Source organism: Serratia sp. 121840015-1, from assembly GCF_053627655.1.
The window spans coordinates 163,105-189,130 of sequence record NZ_JBSEYF010000006.1 but is presented as its reverse complement, the minus strand read 5'-3'; the positions used below and the strand labels follow the sequence as shown (position 1 = coordinate 189,130).

Below are 26,026 nucleotides of genomic sequence, written 5' to 3'. Positions count from 1 at the left end.
GGCGCGGCGTTAAATTAATCTGACAGCCCCAAACGCTCACCGGCATAAGAACCGTCTTGCACCCGGCGCCACCAGGTTTCGTTAGCCAGATACCAGGCCACCGTCTTGCGAATGCCGCTTTCGAAGGTTTCCTGCGGCCGCCAGCCCAACTCACGATCGATTTTGCCGGCGTCGATGGCATAACGCATATCGTGGCCCGGGCGATCCTTCACGTAAGTGATCAGATCGCGGTAGTTCGCCACGCCCTGCGGCTTGTTCGGTGCCAGTTCTTCCAGCAGATCGCAAATGGTCTGCACCACTTCGATATTCTTGCGCTCGTTATGGCCACCGATATTGTAAGTTTCGCCCACCACACCTTCGGTCACGACCTGATACAGCGCGCGCGCGTGATCTTCGACATACAGCCAGTCACGCACCTGTGCGCCGTTGCCGTAAACCGGCAGCGGTTTGCCGGCCACCGCATTCAGGATCACCAGCGGGATCAGCTTCTCCGGGAAGTGATAAGGGCCATAGTTATTCGAACAGTTGGTCACGAGAGTCGGCAAACCGTAGGTGCGCAACCAGGCACGCACCAGATGATCGCTCGACGCCTTGGAGGCGGAATACGGACTGCTCGGCGCATACGGCGTGGTTTCGGTAAACAGATCGTCGGTACCGTGCAAGTCACCGTACACTTCATCGGTGGAGATATGATGGAAACGGAAAGACTGCTTCTTCTCCGCCGCCAACGGCTGCCAGTAATGGCGCGCCGCTTCCAGCATAGTGTAAGTGCCAACCACGTTGGTCTCGATAAAGGCCGCCGGGCCGTCGATAGAGCGATCGACGTGGCTTTCCGCCGCCAGGTGCATCACCACGTCCGGCTGATACTGGGCAAATACCCGATCCAGCTCGGCGCGATCGCAGATGTCGACCTGCTCGAAAGCATAGCGCTCGCTATCAGCCACCACCGCCAAAGACTCGAGGTTACCGGCATAGGTCAGCTTATCCACCACCACCACGCTATCGCCGGTGGCCTCAATGATGTGCCGCACGACTGCGGAGCCAATGAAACCGGCACCACCGGTAACTAAAATACGTTTCAACGCCATACTCCTTTGGTATCAACAACCCATGTTTGTTTTACATCTTCCGGCCGGATGGCCTTGAACTGCTGGTGATCGACCAACATCACGATCACATCGGCCTGCTGCAACGCCTCAGCGATTGGCGTCAACGTCACATGGCCCGCCAGCGACTTCGGCAGCTGTTCGACGTTCGGTTCCACCGCCAGCGTTTCGCCGACGTGCCATTCGGCAATCAGATGTGCGACCTCGACCGCCGGGCTTTCACGCAGATCGTCGATATTCGGCTTGAAGGCCAGGCCGAAGCAGGCAATTTTGACCTCGGACGCGCGCTTGTCGGTGGCGGCCAGGCAATCGGCCACCGCCGCTTTCACCCGGTCGACCACCCACAGCGGTTTACCGTCGTTCACCAGGCGAGCGGTGTGGATCAGGCGCGCCTGCTGCGGGTTCTGCGCCACGATAAACCACGGATCGACGGCGATGCAGTGACCGCCGACGCCCGGCCCCGGCTGCAGAATATTCACCCGCGGATGGCGGTTCGCCAGGCGTATCAGTTCCCAGACGTTGATCCCCTGTTCGGCGCAGATCAACGACAATTCGTTGGCAAAGGCGATATTCACGTCGCGGAAGCTGTTTTCCGTCAGCTTGCACATCTCGGCAGTGCGCGAGTTGGTGATCACGCATTCGCCCTCGAGGAAAATCTTGTACAGCGCGCTGGCACGTTCCGAACACTTCGGCGTCATGCCACCGATCACGCGGTCGTTTTGAATCAGTTCCACCATGACCTGCCCCGGCAGCACGCGCTCCGGGCAGTAGGCGATATTCACGTCCGCCGCTTCGCCCGCTTGTTGCGGGAAGCTGAGATCGCTGCGCGCCTGCGCCAGCCATTCCGCCATCTGTTCGGTGGCACCCACCGGCGAGGTGGACTCAAGGATCACCAGATCGCCCTTTTTCAGCACCGGCGCCAGCGATTTCGCCGCCGCTTCGACATAGGCCAGATCCGGCTCGTGATCGCCCTTGAACGGCGTAGGCACCGCGATCAGGAACGCATCGGCCGCCAGCGGTTTGGTCACCGCCTGCAGGAAACCACCGTCGACGGCGTCCTTGACCACTTTGTCCAGATCCGGCTCGACGATGTGGATCGCACCGCGGTTAATGGTATCTACTGCATGTTGGTTAACATCTACACCCACCACTTTTTTCTTGCGGGAAGCGAACGCCGCCGCCGTTGGCAAGCCGATATAACCCAGGCCGATAACCGAAATAGTGTCAAAACTCATAGTGTCACCTGATGATTCTTTAAAGCTTCGAGGATACGCTGGCAGGCATGCCCGTCACCGTATGGGTTGTGCGCCCGACTCATCGCGTGATATTCGCTTTCGTCCGTCAACAGCCGGGTCACCGCTTCAACAATTTTGGCTACATCGGTACCGACCAGGCGTACCGTGCCCGCATCTATCGCTTCCGGGCGTTCGGTGGTGTCGCGCATCACCAGCACCGGTTTGCCTAACGATGGCGCCTCTTCCTGAATACCGCCGGAATCGGTCAGGATCATATAGGCCTGGGTCATCAAATAGACAAACGGCAGATAATCCTGCGGCTCGATCAGCATGACGTTGTCGATGCCTTTCAAGATGCGATTCACCGGTTCACTGACGTTCGGATTGAGATGCACCGGATACACTACCTGCACTTCCGGGTGGTTGCGGGCAATCTCCGCCAGCGCGCTGCAAATTCGCTCAAAGCCGCCGCCAAAACTTTCGCGGCGATGGCCGGTGACCAGAATCAGTTTCTTGTCGGCGTCGAGGAACGGGTAACGCTGCGCCAGGTCAGCCTGCAGCGCGGCATCGCTCATCACGCGGTCGCGCACCCAGAACAACGCATCAATCACCGTATTGCCGGTCACGAAAATACGGTTGTCCGGCAGCAGCTCGCGCAGCAGATTCTGGCGCGAGTTTTCGGTTGGCGCAAAATGGTACATCGCCAGATGGCCGGTCAGTTTGCGGTTGGCCTCTTCCGGCCAGGGAGAATACAGATTGCCGGTGCGCAGCCCGGCTTCGACATGCCCGACGGGGATGCGTTGATAGAACGCCGCCAGACTGGTCGCCAGCGTGGTGGTGGTATCGCCATGCACCAGCACCACGTCCGGTTTGAAGTCTTCCAGCACCCCTTTCAGCCCTTCCAGGATGCGGCAGGTGATTTCCGTCAGCCCCTGACCGGGTTTCATGATGTTCAGGTCGTAATCCGGCGTAATCTCAAACAACCGCAATACCTGATCCAACATCTCACGATGCTGTGCCGTTACGCAGACTCTTGCGTCAAAGGCCTCATCCTGGGCCAGTGCATGTACCAGCGGCGCCATTTTAATGGCTTCCGGCCTGGTGCCGAAAACAGTCAACACTTTCACAGCGAATCTCTTTTGGTCGGTTAATCGCAGGCCCCGCCTGCGAATGGGGCGCTCACGCGCCCTGCATCAGATTATTATATTATTTTTAACTACGCGGCCGACGCGCCAAGGCAACACCCGCGCCAACCAAAGCGCCCATCGCACCCCACAGAATCAGCCAGAAGACCCGGCGTGGGCTGTCGCGTTTTACCGGCTCTTCCGGCGTACGCAAATAGCGATAGGTCTGGAACTTCTCATCCAACGTTGGGCCAACGTTCAGCGTCGCCAGCATCGCGCGGTTCTGATCGTAATCCAGGTCATAGGTCGGGCCAGAAGCCTGCAGGCCTTCCAGACGCGCCTGCAGCATTGGCCGGCCCAGCAGGAACAGATCCGAATCCGGCAGTTGCTCGGCCGGGGTGTCGGTTTGCGTGCGGCTTATCCCCTGGATCTCGGCGATTTTCAGCGCCTGCTGCGTGGTGTTCAGCTCACGCTTGTAAACCGACTCCGCCACCGCTTCCTGGCGCTTGACCTGCGCCTTCATCGAGGTGGTGCGGGCGGCCCACGCTCCCTGGATCTCTTCGTTCAGGTGCAGGGCTGCGCGGTGGCTGGCGAAGGCCACGTATTGACGCAGCAGGCGGTTGGCGTCGGCGGCGGTTTCCGCCGTCAGCTTCACGCCGTCGTTCGGCACTTTCTTGTCGTCGCGCGGCGTGAACAGGATGTTGTTGATCAGCTCGTCGAGCAACGCCGCATCGGCGCGGGCATCCCCTTCCTGACGCTGCTTGTAGTAATCGCTCTGCAGCCAGAAATCGCGACGCGTATCGTAAGCCGCCAGCTGCATGATGAACTCATTGTACGCTTCATCCGCGATGCTCGGCTGATCGCCGGCCGTCGCCGGCAGCGTGCGCACGTCCAGATTACGCAGGAACTGCTGCTGCGAGTAGTAACCGCCCAGCGCATTCACCGTCGGTCTGTCGGTGATGGCGGTCGCACTCCACTCTTGCTTAACCAGATAAGAGACGATCAGCGCGACCGCCGCGAACAGCACCGCAATGCCGATAATCCACGGTTTGCCGCGCCACAGGGTGCAGCACAGGCCGCGGATATCGAGTTCGTTATCCACCGCCGGGGTATGCTTGTCAGACGTTGTTTCTGGATTCATCACAGCCAAAAAGCCTCTGGTTAAGATACTTGCTTGTTATCGCTCGAACGCCGCAGGCGACGCTTGATACGCTTAATGTACCGCGCAACCCGCCAGGCGCGCTTGATGCAGTAACCGTACAGGAAGAAAGCAAGCAAGAATAATGCCAACATAACCCACTCTGGGATAAAAGTCAGGCGTTCGCCGATCACGCCAACCGCCGCCAGCAATGCGGCCGCCAGGGTGATCAACACGAAAGCCTGCCGCGGCGTAAAGCCGGCGCGCATGATCAGGTGGTGAATATGTTGACGATCGGGGGAGAAGGGGCTCATCCCCTTGCGTAAACGACGATACATGATTGCTATCATGTCCATCAGCGGAATAGCGATGATCCACAGCGCGGTCACCGGGTTAATCGAGTGTGCCTTTCCCTGCGAGCTTTGCAGCAGCAGCCAAATGGCGGTAAAGCCGATCAGGGTACTACCGGCGTCCCCCATGAACACCTTATAACGGCGGCCAAGGATGCCGAGGTTGAGCAAAATATAGGGAACGATGGTGGCAATCATCGCAAAGCACCAGAACGCCAGCTCATGATGGCCGCTCAGGTACAGCAACAGGCCCAGCGCGCCGAAGGAGACGCACGACAAGCCCCCCAGCAGGCCATCGATGCCGTCGACCATGTTGAAGGCGTTGATCGCCGCCCATACCGCGAACAGCGTCACCAGATAGCCGAACGGCCCCAGCAGCATCTCCCAGTCGCCCAGCACATGGCCGAAGCTGCGCAGATAGAGGCCCGCGAACACCATCATGGCGATGCCGACCAACGCCTGCACCAGGGCGCGGATTTTAACGCTGATGTCGAAACGATCGTCGAGCGCGCCCACAAACACCAGAATGCCGGCGCAGGTAAGATAAAGCTTGGCGTGCGCGATAGGTTGTTCAGAAATCCAAAACGCGAAGCACAGCCCGGCATAAACGGAAATACCGCCGACCAGCGGAATCAGCCCCTGATGGCGTTTGCGATAATTGGGTTTATCTACCAGACCAATACGTTTTGCCGCCTTGCGGGCAACAAAGAGAAAAGCCAAAGAAAACAGGAAAACAAATAGAATTTCAGTACTCATAGTGAGTAAGTTCACAGTTAACAGATCTCTGTAGAAGATAAGGCAGCTTACCACGGGCAATAGCTTGTGCCATCGGCCCCCGCCACCTTTCGGTCATTTCCTATGACAACGGTGATTCATGCCTATTTTCTTCGCTTCGGCTGACAAAACGACAGCAGCAAAGCCGACCGGCGAGAAACCGACCGACAAACAAGATGAATTCTCAATAAGTCGAGGAAACAACTTACTTTTCCATTACTGCTACTTATCGTATCCGCCAAAAGCGAAAAACGCCACGACTAGGCGTGGCGTTCAGCGAATTTTTTAACGAATTATGAGCGTTTCATCATATCGAAGAATTCATCGTTGGTTTTAGTCATCGCCAACTTATTAATGAGAAACTCCATCGCGTCAATCTCACCCATCGGATGGATGATTTTGCGCAGGATCCACATTTTTTGCAGCTCTTCGGAGGTGGTGAGCAGCTCTTCTTTACGGGTACCGGAGCGGTTGTAATCGATCGCAGGGAATACGCGTTTCTCGGCGATTTTACGCGCCAGATGCAATTCCATGTTGCCGGTACCTTTAAATTCTTCGTAGATCACTTCGTCCATCTTCGAACCGGTATCAACCAGCGCGGTCGCGATGATGGTCAGGCTGCCGCCCTCTTCCACGTTACGTGCCGCACCGAAGAAGCGCTTCGGACGATGCAGGGCGTTGGCATCCACACCACCGGTCAGCACCTTGCCTGAGGCCGGTACCACGGTGTTGTAGGCACGCGCCAGACGAGTGATGGAGTCGAGCAGAATGATCACGTCTTTTTTGTGTTCAACCAGGCGCTTGGCCTTCTCGATCACCATTTCGGCCACTTGCACGTGACGCGAAGCCGGTTCGTCGAAGGTCGATGCGATCACTTCGCCTTTCACCAGACGCTGCATCTCGGTCACTTCTTCCGGACGTTCGTCGATCAGCAGCACCATCAGCACGCAGTCAGGGTGGTTGTAGGCGATGCTCTGCGCAATGTTCTGCAGCAGCATGGTTTTACCGGCTTTCGGCGGTGCCACGATCAGGCCACGCTGGCCGCGGCCAATCGGCGCCGCCAGATCCAGTACGCGCGCCGTCAGGTCTTCGGTCGAACCGTTGCCGCGCTCCATCCGCAGACGGGAATTGGCGTGCAGCGGGGTCAAGTTCTCGAACAGGATCTTGCTGCGGGCGTTTTCCGGCTTGTCGTAGTTGACTTCGTTGACTTTCAACAGGGCAAAATAGCGCTCGCCTTCTTTTGGCGGACGAATCTTACCGGAAATGGTGTCACCTGTGCGGAGGTTGAAGCGGCGGATTTGGCTAGGGGATACATAGATGTCGTCGGGACCGGCGAGGTAGGAACTGTCTCCAGAGCGGAGGAAACCGAATCCATCCTGCAATATCTCGAGCACGCCGTCGCCGAAGATATCTTCTCCGCTTTTCGCATGTTGCTTCAGAATGGAGAAGATAATGTCCTGCTTGCGCATGCGGGCAAGGTTTTCCAGCCCCATATTTTCGCCGAGAGTAATCAGCTCAGAAACCGGCGTATTCTTTAATTCGGTAAGATTCATAGTGGTGGGTTCTTAAACTCGGGGTATGTCTCGAACTTGTATCGTGAATGGTATGGCAGCGAGATGCGTGCCTGTTTACTGGACGTTCGATCACCGGGCGCAGAGCCGTCGCGGTAAGAAATGGCTTACATCGGGCGCACGCATTGACGGTTGAAGATCGAAGGTACCTTAAAAATGATTTTTGCAAAACCGTTTGATTGCCAAAACACGGGCTGAGTTCAGTTTACTTTCAACGCCAGTGGTTCGACACAGAGTATAGCTTTAGATTCAAACTCTTTAGATTTAAAACTTCGGGCAAGTTCTATATGCAGTGTGGTTAAACTTAACACGCTTCTTGGCAGGCGTCTAGCGGTGAATTGAACATCACCGCCAGGCGCCTGATACTGGGCTTCCCGCCCGATTACAGATTCGCGTTCAGGAAATCTTTGAGCTGACCTTTGGACAACGCGCCAACCTTGGTCGCGGCCACTTCACCGTTCTTGAACAGCAACAGCGTAGGGATACCACGGATACCGTACTTAGGCGCGGTCGCCGGGTTCTGATCGATATTCAGCTTGGTGATGGTCAGTTTGCCTTCGAACTCTTCGGCAATCTCATCCAGAATCGGAGCAATCATCTTGCACGGCCCACACCATTCAGCCCAGAAATCGACCAGGATCGGCCCTTCCGCTTTCAGCACATCGGCTTCGAAGCTGCTGTCAGTCAGGTGAATAATTTTATCGCTCATGTTCTACTCCACAGGATTATGTCTACCTTGTTGGTGTAGCATTAACCAACTCAAGGTGATTTTATTGCACCGCGTTTATTTCAACGGATGTGCTTTCGTAAAGCAATAGTTAGCTGATATTCTACCACACTATGAGCAAAACACACTTGACCGAACAGAAGTTTTCCGACTTCGCCCTGCACCCGTTAGTCCTTGAAGCCCTTGAGAAAAAAGGGTTTCACAATTGCACGCCCATCCAGGCGTTAGCATTGCCGCTCACGCTCTCCGGGCGTGACGTTGCAGGTCAGGCGCAAACCGGTACCGGAAAGACGCTGGCGTTTTTGGCGTCTACTTTTCACTATTTGCTGACTCACCCGGCGAAACAGGATCGCCAGACCAATCAGCCGCGCGCCTTGATCATGGCGCCTACGCGTGAACTGGCGGTGCAAATCCACTCCGATGCAGAAGCGCTCTCCCAGAGCACCGGCCTGAAACTGGGCCTGGCCTACGGCGGCGACGGCTACGACAAACAGCTGAAAGTGCTGGAAAGCGGCGTGGACATTCTGATTGGCACCACCGGCCGTTTAATCGATTACACCAAACAGAACTATGTCGATCTCGGCGCGATGCAGGTCGTCGTGCTGGATGAAGCCGATCGCATGTACGATCTCGGTTTTATCAAAGACATCCGTTGGCTGTTCCGCCGTATGCCTACGGCCGATCAACGCCTGAACATGCTGTTCTCCGCCACCCTGTCCTATCGCGTACGCGAACTGGCCTTCGAGCAGATGAACAACGCCGAATATGTTGAAGTGGAACCGGAACAGAAAACCGGCCACCGCATTAAAGAAGAGCTGTTCTACCCGTCCAACGAAGAAAAAATGCGCCTGCTGCAGACGCTGATCGAAGAAGAGTGGCCGGATCGTGCCATCATCTTCGCCAACACCAAGCACCGCTGCGAAGACATCTGGGGCCATCTGGCCGCCGACGGTCACCGCGTCGGCCTGCTGACCGGTGACGTGGCGCAGAAAAAACGCCTGCGTATCCTCGACGACTTCACCAAAGGCAACCTCGATATCCTGGTCGCCACCGACGTCGCCGCGCGCGGTCTGCACATCCCTTCCGTCACGCACGTTTTCAACTACGATCTGCCTGACGACTGCGAAGACTACGTGCACCGCATCGGCCGTACCGGCCGCGCAGGCGCCAGCGGCCACTCCATCAGCCTGGCGTGTGAAGAGTACGCGCTCAACCTGCCGGCGATCGAGACCTATATCGACCACAGCATTCCGGTGAGCAAGTACAACAGCGATGCGCTGCTGACCGATTTGCCGGCGCCGAAGCGCCTGTCGCGTCCGCGCGGCGGCAACGGCCCACGTCGCAACTCCGCGCCTCGTCGCGGCGGTGCGCCCCGCAGCAACCGTAAACGTTCGAGCTGATCGCCATGCTCAGTTCCAGCACGCTTTATGCTGCCATCGATCTCGGCTCCAACAGCTTCCACATGTTGGTGGTGCGCGAGGTGGCCGGCAGCATTCAGACTCTGGCGCGGATCAAGCGCAAGGTGCGCCTGGCGGCCGGGCTGGATCAGAACAATCACCTGTCGCATGAGGCCATGCAACGCGGCTGGCAGTGCCTGCGGCTGTTCTCCGAACGCCTGCAGGACATTCCGCGCGAGCAAATCCGCGTCGTCGCCACCGCCACGCTGCGCCTGGCGTCCAACGCCGATGAGTTTCTGCAGGTCGCCGAGCAAATCCTCGGCTGCCCGGTGCAGGTGATCAGCGGCGAAGAAGAAGCGCGGCTGATTTATCACGGCGTTGCGCACACCACCGGCGGGCCGGATCGGCGGCTGGTCGTCGACATCGGCGGCGGCAGCACCGAACTGGTCACCGGCACCGGCGCACAGGCATCGCAGCTGTATAGCCTGTCGATGGGTTGCGTCACCTGGCTGGAACGCTATTTCAGCGATCGCAACCTTGGGCAAGAAAACTTCGAACGCGCCGAACAGGCCGCGCGCGAAATGGTGCGGCCGATCGCACCGCAGCTGCGCCAGCAAGGTTGGCAGATCTGCGTCGGCGCTTCCGGCACCGTGCAGGCGCTGCAGGAGATCATGGTGGCGCAAGGCATGGATGAACGCATCACCCTGCCCAAGCTGCGCCAGCTGAAACAGCGCGCCATTCAGTGCGGCAAGCTGGAAGAGCTGGAGATCGAAGGGTTGACGTTGGAGCGCGCGCTGGTGTTCCCGAGCGGCCTGTCCATTCTGTTGGCCATCTTCCAGGAGCTGGGCATCGAGAGCATGATGCTGGCCGGCGGGGCTCTGCGTGAAGGCCTGGTTTACGGCATGCTGCATCTGCCGGTGGAGCAGGATATTCGCATCCGCACCATCCGCAACCTGCAGCGTCGCTACCTGATCGACACCGAGCAGGCCGAACGCGTCAGCCAACTCGCCGCCAATTTCTCGCAGCAGGTCGCCAACGAGTGGCAGCTGGATGCGCGATGTCGCGAGCTGTTGCACAGCGCCAGTCTGATCCACGAACTCGGCCTCAGCGTCGATTTCAAGCAGGCTCCGCAACACGCCGCTTATCTAATCCGCCACCTGGACTTACCCGGCTTTACCCCGGCGCAGAAAAAACTGCTGGCCACCCTGCTGCAAAACCAGAGCAACACCCTCGACCTGTCGCTGTTGAACCAGCAAAACGCCCTGCCGCCGCGCACTGCGCAGCGTCTGTGCCGCATTTTGCGCCTGGCGATCATCTTCGCCAGCCGCCGCCGCGATGACACGCTGCCGGCAGTGCGGTTACGCGCCAATCAGGACGATGAACTGACGGTGATCTTACCGCCGGGTTGGCTGGAACAGCATCCGCTGCGCGCCGAGGCGCTGGAGCAGGAAAGCCACTGGCAGAGCTACGTCCATTGGACGCTGCGGTTGGAAGAACAGCGTTGAAATGATCAGGGCGCGATGAGCGCCTGAAGGTTAATGGCAAACCTGATGACATTGCCAGGTTTACAGAAGACAGCATATAAAAAATAAGGAAAATCAATTCATTGATTTTCGGCTGATAACCTCAAAGGAGGAAAAACCACGCTTTTTCCTCCTTTGTCAGTAATCTAGCCCTGTCTTTTTAATTCCCACCTTTGGCCTTGGCCAGCTGGGCGCGGATATTGGCCAGATGGCTCTGCCCCTTCTGCATCCGCTCCTGCGGGCTCACTACTTTGCGCTCGGTTTCCCACGCCAAATCGTCCTGCGGCAGCTCCAGCAGGAAGCGGCTCGGCTCCGGCCGCACCAGTTCGCCGTACTGACGGCGCTCGCGGCACAGGGTGAAGATCAGCTCTTTTTGCGCGCGGGTGATCCCCACATAGGCCAGACGCCGCTCTTCATCGACATTGTCTTCATCGATGCTGCTCTGGTGCGGCAGCAGGCCCTCTTCCATGCCCACCAGGAATACGTAGGGGAACTCCAGCCCTTTGGAAGCGTGCAGCGTCATCAGCTGTACCTGATCCAGCTCTTCTTCGCTTTCACCGCGCTCCATCATGTCGCGCAGGGTGAAGCGCGTCACCACCTGGGTCAGCGTCATCGGCTCGTCCAGATCGTTGCCTTCCAGCATCTCGGTCATCCAGCCGAACAGCGTGTTGACGTTCTTCATCCGCATTTCGGCGGCCTTCGGGCTGGTCGAGGTTTCAAACAGCCAGCTCTCATAGTCCACGCCGCGGATCAGATCGCGCACCGCCGCCACCGGCTCACGTTCCGCCTGCTGGGCGATACCGCCGAGCCAGTGGGTAAAGCGCTGCAATGACTCCAGCCCGCGCCCGGTCAAGTGCTGGCTCAGCCCCAGATCGAAACTGGCGTGGAATAAACTCTTGTTGCGCTGGTTGGCCCATTCGCCGAGCTTCTGCAGCGTCGCCGGGCCGATCTCGCGCTTGGGGGTATTGACGATGCGCAGGAAGGCGCTGTCGTCCTCCGGGTTGGTCAGCACGCGCAGGTAGGCCAGCAGATCCTTGATCTCGGGGCGCGAGAAGAACGAGGTGCCGCCGGAAATCTTGTACGGGATGCGGTTTTGCATCAGCATCTTTTCAAACACCCGCGACTGGTGGTTACCGCGGTACAGGATCGCATAGTCGCCGTAGTTGGTCTTTTTCACGAAGTGGTGGGCGATCAGTTCCCCCACCACCCGCTCGGCTTCGTGATCCTCGTTGTTGGCGGTCACCACTTTCAGCTCTTCGCCATACCCCAGCTCGGAAAACAGCCGTTTTTCAAACACGTGTGGGTTATTGGCGATCAGAATGTTGGCCGCCTTCAGGATACGCTCGCTGGAACGGTAGTTTTGCTCCAGCTTGATCACCTGCAGCGCCGGGAAATCTTCCTTCAACAACACCAGGTTCTGCGGCCGCGCGCCGCGCCAGGAGTAGATCGACTGGTCGTCGTCACCCACCACGGTAAAGCGCGCGCGGTTGCCCACCAGCAGCTTAACCAGCTCGTACTGGCTGGTGTTGGTATCCTGGTATTCATCCACCAGCAGATAGCGAATACGCTGCTGCCAGCGTTCGCGCACCTCTTCGTTGCGTTGCAACAACAGCGTCGGCAACAGGATCAGGTCGTCGAAGTCCAGCACGTTGCACGCCCGCATATGGGCGTGGTACAGGCCGTAGCAGTGGGCGAACAGCTTGTCGCGCTCCGAGCGCGCCAGCTCCGCCGCCCGCTGGGGATCGATCAGGTCGTTTTTCCAGTTGGAGATGGTCGAGATCAGCTGCGCCACCAGCGTTTTATCGCTTTCCAGCCACTTTTCGGTCAGCTCTTTCAACAGCGCCAGCTGATCCTGGTCGTCGAACAGCGAGAAGTTGGACTTCATCCCCAACGCCACGTATTCCCGTTTGATGATCTCCAGCCCCAGGGTATGGAAGGTGGAAATCATCAGCCCGCGCGCCTCTTTACGCCCCAGGGTTTGCGACACGCGCTCTTTCATCTCGCGTGCGGCCTTGTTGGTAAAGGTCACGGCGGCGATGTGCCGCGCCTGATAGCCGCAGTGGTGGATCAGGTGGGCTATCTTGTTGGTGATAACGCGCGTCTTGCCGGAACCGGCGCCGGCCAACACCAGGCAGGGCCCGGTAACGAATTCGACGGCTTGTTGTTGGCTGGGGTTTAATCGCATGGTGCTGGCTTGCTCGACTGTAAAACGTGGAAGGGAATTGTAGCAGAAAGCGCCGATGAGATTTAGCGGGTATAATCAGCGCAATTTTCGCATCGACAAAGGCATTACCATGGCAAAAACGGCGTGCGCCCTGCACATTCTGGTAGACAATGAAAAGCTGGCCAACGAGCTGCTGGCCAAGCTGAAGCGCGGCGTCAGCTTCGACACGCTGGCGCGCAAATACTCGAGCTGCCCGTCAAAACGCAGCGGCGGCTCGCTGGGCGAATTCAACAAGGGCGCGATGGTGCCGGCGTTCGATAAAGCGGTGTTCAGCATCCCACTGCTCAAACCTTACGGCCCGGTCAAAACCCAGTTCGGTTACCACATCATCAAGGTGCTGTACCGCAACTGAGGGGGCCTGAGCCCCCTGCTGCGATTACTGCGCGCCGGCGTCCGTCGCTGGCGCAGCCACCGCGGTGTCTGCCGGTTTGGCTTCTTCCGTCACCACCGCCGGCGCCGGCATCATGATGCCGTTATAGGTTTCCTGCAGCTGCTTCATGCTCATTTCCGGCTCGCCCTTCGGCTGCATCAGCACCAGCGTCGCCTCCTGAGAAAGCTGCAGCTTCAGCGCCTGATTCAGCGTCTCCAGCGTCAGGCTGGACAGGAACTCCTGACGCAGCTTCTGATACAGCTCCGGCGCGATATCCACCACCCCGCTCTGCTGCGAACGCAGGCGCTGGCTCATCAGCACGTCGGTATCGGTACGGGCGTAGGTCGCGAACAGCTTGCTCAGCTGATCGTTTTTCTGCGCCAGCAACGCATCGAATTCCTCTTTGGACAGGCCGTTGTCACGCACGTTGGCCAGCTCGCGGGCGATAAAGCCCAAGCTGCCGTTCAGATTGTTGTTCGGCGTATCCAGATGGATGGCGCACTGCCCGCGCTGGTACTGCACGCGGCAGTCAAAGCCCAGATGCAGGTTCTTCTGGTCGCTTTTTTCCAGCGTCTGCTGGAGATGCCAGAACAGCGCCTCGCGAGCAAGATCGCCACGCCAGTAGCGGAGCAGGCTCTGCGAATCGCGAATCGGATGCCACGGCGAATCCCACATGATAGACAGCGTATCCTGCTTCACCTGCTCGCTGATCAGGCTTACCGGCTGCTGTGGCAGCGGCGTCAGCGTCGGCATCGGGGCCGGGGTTTCACGTTTGCCCTGCAGCGGCGAGAACGCCTTGTTGATCTGTTCGCCCAGGCTGCGGCTGTCCACCTTGCCGACCACGAACAGCGTCATGGCGTCCGGGGTATACCACTGTTGATAGAATTTCTTCAGCTGCTCGAGATTGACCGGCCGTTTCGCCGGCTGCGCCGGATCGTGCGCCAGCAGCGTCGAGCCTTTCAGGCGGTAACGCCACCAGGCGTCTTTGGTATTGGGCGGGAAAGTGCCGACCGGATTGATGCTGGAATTCATCACCGCGTGCACCGTATGCTCGTCGATCGCCAGTTTGCCGGTGGTGTCCGCCAGCCAGGCCAGCGCTTCTTTCAGCAGGTCGGGCCGGTTGTTCGGCAGGCTGAGGTTATACATGGTGAAATCATACGAGATGATCGCCGGCGGCAGCGGCCGCTCGTTATCCACACTCTGTTGCCACAGGGCGCGCAGCTGCGGCGCGGTAAAGCTTTCGCTGCGCGCCAACGCCAGCCGCGGCAGCAGATGGGCGAAGCCGGTCTGCTGCGAAGACTCCACCAGGGAGCCGGTATTGACGATCAGCCGCAGTTCCACGCGGTCGCTTGGCCGCTGCGGCGTATCGAGAATCTGCCATGAAAACCCGTTGGCCAACGACCCCTGCTGCCAGGCAGGATCGGGTTGTAGTGCTTCAGCCTGCACGCTGCTACTGGCGGCAGCCAATAGCAGCCCACCAACTATAAGATGAATTCTGGTGCCCTGCATGTGAACCCCTACTTAATGACTATCCAATTTCTTATGCAAATGCGTGTATTCCATTCAATGGAATCATAAAAATACGCCCTGAGTTTCACAGTGGGGCGGAAAGCAGAAAGTGTACCATCGTGTTAGACCGCGCGCCTTTGCGGATGTCACTCATTAGAGTGAAAAATAATAGATAGCGGGGTTTTTAATGCAAGAAATCGTTACGAGGCAGGGGTTTTCCCTCACCGGCCGCGGCTGCGGCCGGTGATTCGCCGCCAATATCAGGCGGAAGGCTGCGTTTTGTCCGCGCCGGCGTTTTTGTTGTTCAGCGTGTCTTTCAGCTGTTTCTCATCCAGTTGGTCGCACCACTTCGCCACCACCACGGTCGCCACCCCGTTGCCCACCAGGTTGGTCAGCGCGCGGGCTTCCGACATGAAGCGATCGATGCCGAGGATCAGCGCCAGGCCGGCCAACGGCAGATGGCCGACGGCGGAGATGGTGGCGGCCAGCACGATAAAGCCGCTGCCGGTCACGCCCGCCGCCCCTTTGGAGGAAAGCAGCAGCACCACCAGCAGAGTAACCTGATGCATGATGTCCATGTGGGTATTGGTCGCCTGCGCGATAAACACCGCGGCCATGGTCAGGTAGATAGACGTGCCGTCCAGGTTAAAGGAGTACCCGGTCGGGATCACCAGGCCCACCACCGATTTCTTGCAGCCCAGCTTCTCCATTTTATCCAGCATGCGCGGCAACGCGGACTCGGACGACGAGGTCCCCAGCACGATCAACAGTTCTTCTTTGATGTAGTTGACGAATTTGAAGATGCTGAAGCCGTTGGCGCGGGCGATGCTGCCCAACACCACCACCACGAACAGGATACAGGTAATGTAGAAGCACACGATCAGCTGGCCGAGTTGCACCAGGGTGCCGACGCCGTATTTACCGATGGTAAACGCCATGGCGCCGAAGGCCCCCAGCGGCGCCAGGCGCATGATCATGTTGATGATGCCGAAAATCACCCGCGAGAAGCTGTCGATCACGTTGAAGATCAGCTGCCCTTTCTCACCCAGACGATGCAGGGCGAAGCCGAACAGCACCGCGAACAGCAGCACCTGCAGAATGTTGCCGCTGGCGAACGCGCCGATCACGCTGCCGGGAATGATATCCAGCAGGAACGGAATGATGCCCTGCTGCTGCGCCTGCTCGGCGTAGACCGCTACCGCTTTGGCGTCCAGCGTGCCGGGATCGACGTTCATGCCAGCGCCCGGTTGCACCAGGTTGACGATCACCAGGCCGATAATCAGCGCGATGGTGCTGACGATTTCAAAATACAGCAGCGCGATGGCGCCGGTGCGGCCCACCGCCTTCATGCTTTCCATGCCGGCGATGCCGGTCACCACGGTGCAGAAGATCACCGGGGCGATAATCATCTTGATCAGTTTGACGAAGCCATCGCCCAGAGGTTTCATCTCGGCGCCGAGGTCAGGGTAGAAATGGCCAAGCAGGATACCCAGCGTGATCGCCGTCAGCACCTGAAAATAGAGGCTCTTAAAGATTGTTGTTTTCATATGAACGTCCTATGGGGGGAAGACACGCACCAGGCAGCAGTCTAAACATCCAGCCTGTTCATCGCTTGCGCGGAAAATAACACCCACTTAACAACATGGAAATAATTTGTTGCACCCGCCCCACGGGGTTGATGTGAATTTAAGAGCTGAAACGCGTCAGTCTGGGTGCAAAGCTGAAAATTGCGTAAGCCTTTGTTTGCACTAACGCAAAAGAGGTAGGGAGAGAATGGCGATTTTCGGACGGGGAAAAGTACCGGAAAGGTAACGCGACGCTCACGGCGCCGCGCGGCAAAACTCGGCTTCGAACGCTTCGCGCGGCAGCGGCCGGGCAAACAGGAATCCTTGCCCGCTGCGAATGCCGTGCTTCAGCAGCCAGTCGCGCTGCTCGGCGTTTTCCACGCCTTCGGCCATCACCGGCAACGCCAGCACTTCAGAGATCGAGCTGACGATGCGCACCATCGCATCGTCGGCCGGCAGCCCCTGAATGAAACTGCGGTCGATTTTAATCAGGTCAATCGGCAGGGATTTCAAGCGGTTCAGGTACTCCAGGCTGGAGTAGCCCATCCCGAAGTCGTCCAGCGCGATCGACAATCCCAGGTCGTGCAGTTCACGCAGCAGCGCCAGCGCACGGTCGAGATCGTCGATGCGTACCGTCTCGGTGATCTCCAGCAGCAGCTTGCGCGGATCGATCCGATACTGCGCCAGCAGGTTTTTCAGATGCGGAACGAACGCCTCATCCTGCATCTGAATACCGGAAACGTTGACCGCCAGCGGCAGCTCAATGCCGCGTTGCTGCCAGTCCGCCAGGATACGGCAGGACTCTTCCAGCACCCAGTTGCCGAGGGGCACGATCACGCCCAGCTCTTCCGCGAGCGGGATAACGTCGGCCGGCAGGGTATAGCTGCCGTCATACTGCTGCCAACGCAGCAGCGCTTCGGCGCCGATCACCTCGTTGGACTGCATGTCGATCTGCGGCTGCAGGAACAGCGTAAAATGCCGCTGTTCGATGCCGTGCAAGATCTCGCTCTCCTGCGTCAACCGCTTCTGCGTGCGTTCCGTCAGGCTGGGTTCGAAGAACAGGATCTGATTTTTTCCTTCGCGGTGCGCGGACATCATCGCCGAGGTGGCGCTGCGCAGCAGCTGTTCCGCACTTTCCCCCTGATTGAGGTAGTGCGCGATGCCGATGCTGGCGTTGGGCCGCAGCGCCAGCCCCTCCAGCGTCAACGGCGCGTTGATCTCCGCCATGATGCGCCGCGCCAGCTGCATGGCGTGGAACGGCCGCTCGGTGCCCTTGGCCAGGATGGCGAATTCGGTATTGCTCAGCTGCGCCAGCACGCCGTTTTCGTCGATGCAGCCGCGCAGCTTCTTCGCCAGCGCCAACAACAACGCTTCACGCATCGCCGGGCTCATCACGCCCGAGGCCTCATGCAGCGTCTCGATGCCGATCACCAGCAGGTTAAAACGCTCGGGGCGCAGGCTGGAAGCGATATGCTGTTCCAGCAACGCGTTCAGCAACGCCGGATTCGGCAGTTCGGTCACCGGATGGCGGGTGCTGAGGCGGCTCATGTCGGCATGCGCCTTGGCCAGCGTCTGTTGATTGCGGTTGTAGTTGCGCACCAACAGGCCGAGCTCGTCGTCCTGGTGCAGCGCCGGCAGCATCAGCTGGTGATAGGGCGCTTCGTCCTGCGAGATGTTTTCCAGCTCCTTGGCCATCGCGCGCAGCGGATGCACCATCAGCCGGTTCATGCACCAGGTGATGGCCACCGACAGGATAAGCGCCAGCAGCAGGTAGGTCGACAACATGGTCGACAAAATACTGAGGATAAACTGGTACATGCGGAACGAGTCGGCCTGCAGCACCAGATAGGCCAGCGGCTGCTGGTTAGCCGGCACCCGCTCCAGCGAATAGAGCGGTACGGAAATTTGGATCGGCAGTTCAAACAGCCGGGCGATCAGCGTCGGCACCGGCCTCTCAGGCGGGAAATTGGCGTGCAGCGCCTGAAACTCGTTCGGCAAGACGATATCCGCCCGGCTCAAAATGCCGACCGGCAGCAGCGTATTCAGCACCTTTTTGGCTTCCGGCACGTCCATGCGCAGCACCGCTTCCGCCAACGGCTGGCGCACGGAATGAGCGATATTCTCCAGTTGCTGGGCGTAGTCATCCCTGCGCTGCTGCACAAAGTGGAATAACTGGATCACGATAAAGATACAGATCGTGACCAGTGCCACGCCGGACACCGTCGCCATCTGCTTAATCGTTAACGAACGCCTGACCCGCAAACCTGCTCTCCGTGAAATCGGGCTGAAACAAAAAGGGGGCTGACTCTCACCCGCCCCCTCGAACCGGGCTGAGTATACTCGATCATCGGCTGTTTTAATCTGGCTATGCCGCAGGCAAAGCCAAGAAAATCGCGGGTTTCAGTCTTTTCCTAAAGCGAACAAACGCGACCCGGACACAGGGTAACAAAACTCCCCGGTGTCCGACACTCCGAATCTTTCCCCTCCCGGTTACTTGAAGTCGGCGTAAGGCGTCAGCGGTTGCGGCGGCAAATCGAGATCTCCCTGCCAGCCGGCCAGGGAATAACGCAGATAAATCAACGCGTGGCTCGGCGTATAGTCCTTCGCCTGCTGAATGTCGATGCCGGCGCCGAGCGTCCAGTGCGAACTGAGGCGGCGTTCGACGATCGCCCGCAGCGTATAACCGACGCCGCTCGAGGCGCTGCCGTCCTCGACGGCGAACTTATCGGGCAGTGAATCCGGGATCAGCCCCTGCAGCGGATAGCGGCGCTGGCTGTCGGTTTTCGAATGGGACAGCGAAACCGAGCCGCCCAGCTCCCACGACCAGTTCTCGGTGCGCTGGCGATAGTTGACCGGCAGCGACAGCGACAGATATTGCTGCGGGCTGTAATAGCCGCCCTGCCCCAGCGAGTAGCCGCTCAAATCCTTCTGGTAGTGCCACAGCATGGTATTGAGCCCGACGCTCAGACGGCGATTGTCTTCGTTGATCAGCTTGTAGTAGTAGCCGGCCATCAACCGCTGCCGCTGGTTGTCCGCCACGTTCTTGCCGGTAATCTGGTGCGCGCTGAGATCGGCCCACACGCCGTTCGCCTCGCCGCGATCGTAGCTCGCGCTCAGGCTGACGCCGGTGGCGCGCACGCCGCCCCAGGTGGTGCCGGTGTTCGGATCTTTGGCACCGCCGAACGCCAGCAGCGAGCTGGAGATCGGCCGCCGCGAGGCCGCCAGCGTCCAACCGATGTGGTTCCAGTCGCCGCTGTAGGCCAGGCCGCCGGTCCAGTCGACCACCTCAAAGCCCATCGGCGTCGTGCCGATGTCGGCGGCCCAGCGGTCGTTTTTCCAGCCGGCCGCCACGCTGGTGCCGGTGGTTTTCTGGTGTTCATCGCCGCGGCACCCTTGCGTATTGCAGGTGCCGAAGGTCTCGTAGTACTTGCCGCTGCCGTCGGTCGAGAAGCGGCCGGCGTCCAGCTGCACGGTGTCGGTGCGCAAGAAGGCGCGCCCGTCATACAGCGGCATGTCCACCTGCAGCATGGTGTCGTGCGCGTTGAAGTCGGAAATGCCGCCGGTGCCGCTCGAGCGCCAGTAATCGTGATCGAGCGTGACGTTCACGTCTTGCTGCCGATACAGATCCGCGGCGTCGGAACGGATGCCGCGTTTCAGCCAGTCGTCGCTCGGGTTATTGCGCGTCAAATAGGTGTAGCTGTCATTGTCCTGCGGCAGCGTCGGCGTGATGCCGCCGGCCACCATCGCCTGGCGGTAGTCCTGCTGCGCCCGCTCCGGCTGCCGCTGCGCCCGTTCCAGACGGGCGGCGTCGCGGTAGATCAGCGCCTTGGTCTGCCCCACGGGCTCCGAGGCCGCCGCCGTTTTCAGCCGGTTGAAGAGCGCGTCGGCCTGCTGCGGATCGCCGACCGCACTCCAGGCGTTGGCCACCCGCCGTTGGCTATTGAGCGAAGCGTCTTGCGGCTGCGGTTCGGTTTTCAGCCGCTGGCGCGCCGCGTCCAAATCCCCTTGCGCGACATAGGCTTCGATCTCGCCCAGTTGCGCATCCGGGTTGTTCGGTTCTCGCCGTTTCACCCGCTGATAATCCTCCAACGCCGCCGCATACTCCCCGCGCGCCAGCGCCCAGTCGGCCAGCAGCAAATCGATGCGGGTGTCCGCCGGCTGCCGGCGCAGATAGGCTTCCGCCGCCGGTTCGTCGCCGGCCGCCCGCAGCCGTTCGGCCTGCGCGATCACCGCCTGCATTTTCAGCCGCTGCGCCAGTTCGCGCATGTTGTCGTTCCACTGCGCCACAGGCAGCGTATTGAGCTGCGCCAGCGCCTGGTCGTCGCGATCGCTACCGGAAAGGTAGAGCGCATAGGCATAGGCCAACTGCGGATTGACGCGCTGACGCTGCGCCAGCTGCCGGAACAGAGCGTCCGCCTGCTGCGGCTGCCCGGCCTGACGCAGCGCCTGCGCGTAGCGATAGGTCAGCCAGACATCGTCGGGATCCATCGGCTGAGCGCGGCGATAGATTTCCGCCGCCTGCTGCCACTGCTGCTGCGCCGCCAGCGCCTCCGCCTGCTGTTTCAACATATCGAGCCGCAGCCCGTCGAGGGTGCTACGCAGCTTGGCCTGTTGGCTGCGCGGCAGGCCGTTGAGGTAGGCCAGCGCTTTTTCCGGCGACTGCCGTTGATAGAGATTCACCAGGCCGCGCAGCGCGCTGCCGTTGCCGGGGTCGTGCCGCAGCGCCTGCTGATAAAATCCTTCCGCCGCGGCGTCATCCTTGCTCGCCACCGCCACATCGCCCAGGCCGATAAACGCATCGCCGTCGCTGTCGTCGAGCTGGCGCGCCTGCTGGTATTTCTGCCTGGCCAGCGCGAGATTGCCGGCCTTCAGCGCCTTGTCGCCTTCGTCGATCGCCAGCCAGTAGCCGGTGCTCTTGATCAGGCTTTGCCACTTGCCGCTGTCGTAGCCGTTCTTGTCGGCGGCCAGCGCCTGGCGGAACAGTTTCAGCGCCTGCGGGCGGTTGCCGGCGCGCGAATAGGCCTGGCCGAGCGCGCCCAGCACCTCGGCGTCGTTCGGCGCCGCCGCCAACGCCTTTTGCAACTCCGGAATGGCCGCCCGGCTGCCGCCTTTATCCACCTGTGCCAGGCCGCGTACCCGTGCCTGATACGCCGGATCGGCCAACAGTTTCTGCTGTCTGGCCAGCTCTTCGCGGGCGCTGGTCGCCTGATCGCCGGTGTCGAACACGCCGAGGAAGCGGTTGAGCGCCGCCACGCTTTGCGCGCTGACCGGCATCGCTTTGACCTTGTCCAGCCACAGATCGGCGGCATCGCCGCGCCCGGCCGGATCGGCGGCGATCTTCTGCAGCAGCTCATAGGCCTGCGCGTCCTGGTTCTGACTGAACAGCATGCGCGCCAGCGACATACGCAGCGCCACGTTGCCGGAATATTGCTGATCCAGCGCCTGCAGCTGCTTCAACGCCTTCGCCTCCTGCCCCGGCAAACGCGCCACCAGTCGCCAATATTCCACCGCCAGATCGAGCGTCGGCGGCTCGCCGTGGAACAGCGCATCGTACTGCGCCTTGGCCTCCGGCAACCGACCGGCAGTCGCCATCAGGCGGGCCTGCTGCAGCTTTTGCCGGGTTTCCGGCTGCGTCAGCAGCATGTTCATTTGCGCCTGGCGATAGGCGCTGGACTGCGGCGCGAGGGTTTTCAGCTTGTCCAACTGCTGCTGCGCCAGCGCCATGTTGCCCTGCCGCAGCGCCAAACGCATGCGCGCGGCGATCACGTCCGGGTTGTTCGGATCCATCAGCTCGAGCCGGTACAGCGACTGGCGCACCAGATCGTCCTTGTTGCCGGCCTCGCCAATACGCACCTGCTCCAGCAGCCACTGCTCCGGGGCCACGGCCTCCGCGGCGCGTGCCTGTGGCAACATCGCCAGGCTCAGCGGAATCAAATTCAGCCAGTTTATTTTGAAGTTGTGCATTGGCCGTCCCACGAGGGTTGCAATTCACCCTGACGATTAAAGCGATAACGTTGTTGATCCCACCCCTGACCGAACAGCGTCAGCGAGGCGCTGAAATAGGCGTCGTCACCCGGCGGATGTTCGCTGATGCGTTGCCGCTGTGTCGTCAGCGCCTCGGCCTGCGTCGCCAACATCGGCAGCATCGAGGCAGAAAAGCCGATCGGGCCGGTGCCGGTGGTTTTGCCGCTGGCGGTATCGGTTTTTTCCGGCGGCACGCCCTGTTTGGCGGTGAGCTGCGCCATCGGCTGGAAGCGTTCGAGCAGCGCCGCCTTGTGCTCATCGTCGTCCGCCAGCATGCCGGCCCACAGATAAACCCGAATGGCGTCGTAGCTGCCGACGTTCGGCTTGACGGTATCCGGCTGCCAGCCGGCACCGACCCGCCACACCACCCAGTCCGGTGAGAAGCCGTGCGGCGCGGTGTCCAGCCACAGCCGCTGATTGACCTGGCGCATCGCGCGCCACGGGCCGTTCAGCGCCGCAAAACGCGCCAGCAGCTGCGGCGGCAGGTAGCTGGGGTTCAGCCGCCAGCGATCTTCCGCCACGAACCCGACTTTGCCCGGCAACAGCATCAGGCCCAGGCCGGGAATGTCGGCCACTTCCTCACGGCCGATGCGTTGCAGCAGCAGCGTCCCCAGGGTTTGATAACGCCGGCTTTTCCACAGGCGGCCGGCTTCGAGCAGGTTGTAAGCTATCCACAGATCGGCATCCGACGCCGAGTTGGCGTCCAGCACCTTCCACTGCTTGTCGTCGCTCTCGCCCCACAGCCAGGCGGGCAAACGGGCGCTGAGATCGCCCGCCGCCAGGTTGTTCTCCGTCCAGGCCAGCAGCCGATCGAAGGTCGGCCGGTCGTTGGCCACCAGGGCGAAGAACAGGCCGTAACTCTGTCCCTCGGAGGTGGTGATTTTGTTCGGGCTGCTCGGATCGATCACCCGCCCCTGCGGGCTGATGTAGTACTGCTTGTACTGTTGCCAGCCCGGCCACTCGCAGGCCGCCGCCGCGCTGAACGCGCACAGCAGCAGCATGCCGAGCGACAGGCGTTGCAGCATCGCGCTCACCGCCGTCAATCCCGATCTTCAGGCGCCAGACGACGCCGGCTGAAGGCCTTCAGGCCGCGCCACAGCATCAGCCCCAGGATCACCACCAGCACTACCGCGATCACCGCCAGCAGCACCGGATGGGTGGAGAGGGCATACCACAACCGCTCCCACCACGGCAGGTGGCCGACATAGTAAATATCGCCGACGCGCAGGCTATTGACCCCCGATTCGCGGATCACCGCCACCGAGCCGAACACCGCGGCGCGCTTGCCGCTGTCCAGCAGGGCATCGTTCAGCAGCTCATAGCCGCGCGGGCTGTCCGCCAGCAGCGCCACGATGCTGCGCTGGTCGTTGAACGGCGACTGCACGCCGATGATCGCCGACATCGCCCCCTCGGAGCTGACGCTGGTCTTGCTGTCCGGTTTGGTATCTTCCGCCAGCACTTCCGCGCTGGGCAGCGGCGGCTGCCGCGTCGGCTGTTTCACCCAGCTTTGGGTCGCGTCCACCAGCAGGCTGATTTTCTTGTCGTCGCGCAGTTCCGGCGGGATGGTGCCGACCATCAGGATATCGTCGTCGCGATCCTTGGCCTGCGACCAGTCGTCGCTGAGCGTGAAGGCCAGCGCCGGATAGCCGGTTTGCGCGCCGATCACCCCCAGCGCGTTCAGCAGCGCGCTGACCTGCGCCGGCTGCGGTTTCTGGTTCACCAACACCAGCGTTTGCGACAGATCCGCCAAACGGCTGAACGGGAAGCCGGCGTTGGCGAAGGCGCGCAGGTCCGGCATCGCCATAAAGTGGCGGTAGCCGGAGAAATCGATGGTGGACGCACCGTCGATCACCGCGTGGTTTTGCGTGAAGGAGTAGGTTTCGCAGCGCCCTTCCGCGCCGCTGGCCAGCAGCGTGGTGTAATCGAAGTCAAAGCGCAGCTGGTTGGTGGCCCCGAGCCGCAGCGCCGGAATACTGACGTTCTTGTCGGAGTCGAGCAGCCCCTGCGTCAACGGCAAGCGCAGCAGCTGTGCGCCCTGTTCGTGTTCCGGCACCAGCGAGTAAGCCTGCACGAACTGGTTGTTCAGGCTGACGCTCAGCCGCGAACCGTCCTGAATGCGCGGCGCGGTATAACGGTATTTCAGGTGCATGTCGATGCCGGTGCTGCGGATCAGGAACAGATCCGGCGGCAGGTTCATGGTCAGCGAGATCGGGCCGGGTTCGATGCCGCTGGTTTGCAGCTGCTCGGCGTATTGCTGCAGCTCGGCGAAGGTCATCGGCCGATCGGTGCGCACCCAGTTCGGCGCGTCGTAAGGCTGGCGCGGCGCGAGCTGTTCTACCTTGTCCACCGTCACGTTCTGGCCGCGGAACAGAATGTTGCCCTGCGCGATGCCTTTCACCGCGGTGATCAAATCGTTGTCGTCACGCCCCTGAATCAGCAGCAGTTTGACGTACGGATTGTCCGGGTGGCTGATCATCTCCACCGTCGGGCCGTTGACCGCCGGATAATCGCGCAGGAAATCCGGGCGCTGCTGGTTGGTGGCGAACACCACCGCGTGCTGCGTCGGCAGCGCGTTGTACAGCGTCGGGAAGGATTGCCCGCGCCACTGCGCCTTGCTGCCGAACCAGGAAGCCAGAATGCCCGCCGCGCGCTGCTGGGCGAGATCCGGCTGGCCGGCGAACACCATCGGCAGCGTCAGCGGCCGATTATCGCGGCTGTCGAAGAACGGCTCAGGGAAGTGCGACAGCTCGTTTTTCACCGGCAGCGTCTGGAAACGCAGCTTCAACGCGCTCGATTTACTGACGTCAAGCCACAGCGAGGTGCTGGCCGGGTTTTCGCAGATGTTCTGATAATGGCCGACGAACACCAGCCGGACGCGGTTAAAATCGGTGATATAGCGCGGATCGATCGCCATCTGGATGCGATTGGGCTTACCCAGCTGCTCCTTGGCGATCGTGGTCACCCCCATCAGCTCGTCGTTCAGGTAAACCTTGACGTGCGACTCCACCGGGATCAGCGCCGGCGACGGCGTAAACTCCATATCGAGCATCGCCTGCGAGACCACCTCATCGCTGCGCACGCCGAATTCGATCTGCCCGTCCGGCCGGGTGCCGCGCAGAACAAAAGTGCCCGGCGGCGGCGCTATCTGCGCAAACGGCAGCGACACGTCGCGCACCGGCGCATTCGGATCCTGCGGCGCGGCGGCCGGCGGTGGCGCGGTCGCCGTATCGGCCGCCGCGGCGATCGGCGGCTGGGCCGCCACGGTCGGCGCGGTGGCGGTTTCGGCCTGCGACAGGGTGCTGATGCCTAAGGCCAGAGCAGTTAACCAGGTTATTTTTCTCGTCATCGTATCATCATCAATGTTGGAGCCTGTTCACCGGGCGAGTGAG

At 60.5% G+C, this 26,026-nt stretch carries 17 protein-coding genes; 3 read left to right on the top strand and 14 right to left on the bottom strand.

Features of this window, described 5'->3' with window-relative positions; all coding sequences use genetic code 11:
- Positions 1-14 precede the first annotated feature (14 nt).
- The 7 genes from rffG to trxA form a co-directional block, all read right to left on the bottom strand.
- Complete coding sequence (gene rffG / locus ACUXAC_RS22490; protein ID WP_183907057.1) at positions 15-1,088, bottom strand: dTDP-glucose 4,6-dehydratase; 1,074 nt, start codon at positions 1,086-1,088, stop codon at positions 15-17.
- Positions 1,079-2,341 carry a UDP-N-acetyl-D-mannosamine dehydrogenase gene (gene wecC, locus ACUXAC_RS22485; RefSeq protein ID WP_060441219.1) on the bottom strand — a complete coding sequence of 421 codons (1,263 nt, stop codon included), beginning with the start codon at positions 2,339-2,341 and terminating at the stop codon, positions 1,079-1,081. The genes rffG and wecC overlap by 10 nt, the downstream gene beginning before the upstream one ends.
- A complete protein-coding gene (gene wecB / locus ACUXAC_RS22480; RefSeq protein ID WP_180547993.1) occupies positions 2,338-3,468 on the bottom strand; it encodes a non-hydrolyzing UDP-N-acetylglucosamine 2-epimerase in 1,131 nt (376 codons plus the stop codon). Before wecB ends, wecC begins: the two co-directional genes overlap by 4 nt.
- A gap of 85 nt (positions 3,469-3,553) precedes the next feature.
- Positions 3,554-4,606: an ECA polysaccharide chain length modulation protein gene (gene wzzE, locus ACUXAC_RS22475; RefSeq protein WP_387444140.1), complete on the bottom strand. Its 1,053-nt coding sequence runs from the start codon at positions 4,604-4,606 to the stop codon at positions 3,554-3,556.
- A 20-nt stretch (positions 4,607-4,626) separates the two neighbouring features.
- Positions 4,627-5,724, bottom strand: a complete 1,098-nt coding sequence (gene wecA, locus ACUXAC_RS22470; RefSeq protein ID WP_004934192.1) for a UDP-N-acetylglucosamine--undecaprenyl-phosphate N-acetylglucosaminephosphotransferase — start codon at positions 5,722-5,724, stop codon at positions 4,627-4,629.
- 296 nt (positions 5,725-6,020) lie between these two features.
- A complete protein-coding gene (gene rho, locus ACUXAC_RS22465; protein WP_004934188.1) occupies positions 6,021-7,280 on the bottom strand; it encodes a transcription termination factor Rho in 1,260 nt (419 codons plus the stop codon).
- Positions 7,281-7,680: 400 nt separating this feature from the next.
- Positions 7,681-8,007, bottom strand: coding sequence for a thioredoxin TrxA (gene trxA / locus ACUXAC_RS22460; protein ID WP_004934187.1), 327 nt, complete (start codon positions 8,005-8,007; stop codon positions 7,681-7,683).
- Between the two features lie 131 nt (positions 8,008-8,138).
- On the opposite strand from trxA, the gene rhlB reads away from it, so the two are divergent.
- Both rhlB and ppx read left to right on the top strand, forming a co-directional pair.
- Positions 8,139-9,425 (top strand): ATP-dependent RNA helicase RhlB, encoded by a 1,287-nt coding sequence (rhlB, locus tag ACUXAC_RS22455; RefSeq protein WP_060424233.1) that lies wholly within the window; start codon positions 8,139-8,141, stop codon positions 9,423-9,425.
- Positions 9,426-9,430: 5 nt separating this feature from the next.
- On the top strand, positions 9,431-10,927 hold the full coding sequence (gene ppx / locus ACUXAC_RS22450; RefSeq protein ID WP_047729463.1) for an exopolyphosphatase: 1,497 nt from the start codon (positions 9,431-9,433) through the stop codon (positions 10,925-10,927).
- Positions 10,928-11,105: 178 nt separating this feature from the next.
- Here ppx and rep read toward each other — a convergent pair whose 3' ends face one another.
- Entirely contained in the window at positions 11,106-13,130 is a 2,025-nt protein-coding gene (gene rep, locus ACUXAC_RS22445; RefSeq protein WP_004934177.1) for a DNA helicase Rep, read from the bottom strand.
- 109 nt (positions 13,131-13,239) lie between these two features.
- Between rep and ppiC the strand changes: the two genes are divergently transcribed.
- Positions 13,240-13,521 (top strand): peptidylprolyl isomerase PpiC, encoded by a 282-nt coding sequence (gene ppiC / locus ACUXAC_RS22440; RefSeq protein WP_060441278.1) that lies wholly within the window; start codon positions 13,240-13,242, stop codon positions 13,519-13,521.
- A 24-nt stretch (positions 13,522-13,545) separates the two neighbouring features.
- Here ppiC and ACUXAC_RS22435 read toward each other — a convergent pair whose 3' ends face one another.
- The 6 genes from ACUXAC_RS22435 to bcsB form a co-directional block, all read right to left on the bottom strand.
- Positions 13,546-15,048 carry a M16 family metallopeptidase gene (locus ACUXAC_RS22435; RefSeq protein ID WP_142109119.1) on the bottom strand — a complete coding sequence of 501 codons (1,503 nt, stop codon included), beginning with the start codon at positions 15,046-15,048 and terminating at the stop codon, positions 13,546-13,548.
- A gap of 260 nt (positions 15,049-15,308) precedes the next feature.
- The gene (locus ACUXAC_RS22430; RefSeq protein WP_038874048.1) at positions 15,309-16,595 is read right to left on the bottom strand and encodes a dicarboxylate/amino acid:cation symporter; all 1,287 of its coding nucleotides are present in this window, start codon (positions 16,593-16,595) and stop codon (positions 15,309-15,311) included.
- A 273-nt stretch (positions 16,596-16,868) separates the two neighbouring features.
- Positions 16,869-18,875, bottom strand: coding sequence for a biofilm formation regulator HmsP (hmsP, locus tag ACUXAC_RS22425; RefSeq protein ID WP_038874045.1), 2,007 nt, complete (start codon positions 18,873-18,875; stop codon positions 16,869-16,871).
- A gap of 228 nt (positions 18,876-19,103) precedes the next feature.
- Positions 19,104-22,577: a cellulose synthase complex outer membrane protein BcsC gene (gene bcsC, locus ACUXAC_RS22420; protein ID WP_225529358.1), complete on the bottom strand. Its 3,474-nt coding sequence runs from the start codon at positions 22,575-22,577 to the stop codon at positions 19,104-19,106.
- Entirely contained in the window at positions 22,559-23,671 is a 1,113-nt protein-coding gene (bcsZ, locus tag ACUXAC_RS22415; RefSeq protein ID WP_080432962.1) for a cellulose synthase complex periplasmic endoglucanase BcsZ, read from the bottom strand. The genes bcsC and bcsZ overlap by 19 nt, the downstream gene beginning before the upstream one ends.
- Positions 23,672-23,676: 5 nt before the next feature.
- Positions 23,677-25,983: a cellulose biosynthesis cyclic di-GMP-binding regulatory protein BcsB gene (gene bcsB / locus ACUXAC_RS22410; protein ID WP_159318820.1), complete on the bottom strand. Its 2,307-nt coding sequence runs from the start codon at positions 25,981-25,983 to the stop codon at positions 23,677-23,679.
- Positions 25,984-26,026 lie beyond the last annotated feature (43 nt).

Coding starts and splice junctions, on each gene's coding strand:
- ppiC (WP_060441278.1), top strand. CDS start 13,240: ATGGCAAAAACGGCGTGCGCCCTGCACATTCTGGTAGACAATGAAAAG.
- ACUXAC_RS22430 (WP_038874048.1), bottom strand. CDS start 16,595: ATGAAAACAACAATCTTTAAGAGCCTCTATTTTCAGGTGCTGACGGCG.
- ACUXAC_RS22435 (WP_142109119.1), bottom strand. CDS start 15,048: ATGCAGGGCACCAGAATTCATCTTATAGTTGGTGGGCTGCTATTGGCT.
- wzzE (WP_387444140.1), bottom strand. CDS start 4,606: ATGAATCCAGAAACAACGTCTGACAAGCATACCCCGGCGGTGGATAAC.
- rffG (WP_183907057.1), bottom strand. CDS start 1,088: ATGGCGTTGAAACGTATTTTAGTTACCGGTGGTGCCGGTTTCATTGGC.
- ppx (WP_047729463.1), top strand. CDS start 9,431: ATGCTCAGTTCCAGCACGCTTTATGCTGCCATCGATCTCGGCTCCAAC.
- trxA (WP_004934187.1), bottom strand. CDS start 8,007: ATGAGCGATAAAATTATTCACCTGACTGACAGCAGCTTCGAAGCCGAT.
- wecC (WP_060441219.1), bottom strand. CDS start 2,341: ATGAGTTTTGACACTATTTCGGTTATCGGCCTGGGTTATATCGGCTTG.
- rhlB (WP_060424233.1), top strand. CDS start 8,139: ATGAGCAAAACACACTTGACCGAACAGAAGTTTTCCGACTTCGCCCTG.
- bcsC (WP_225529358.1), bottom strand. CDS start 22,577: ATGCACAACTTCAAAATAAACTGGCTGAATTTGATTCCGCTGAGCCTG.
- bcsB (WP_159318820.1), bottom strand. CDS start 25,983: ATGACGAGAAAAATAACCTGGTTAACTGCTCTGGCCTTAGGCATCAGC.
- rho (WP_004934188.1), bottom strand. CDS start 7,280: ATGAATCTTACCGAATTAAAGAATACGCCGGTTTCTGAGCTGATTACT.
- rep (WP_004934177.1), bottom strand. CDS start 13,130: ATGCGATTAAACCCCAGCCAACAACAAGCCGTCGAATTCGTTACCGGG.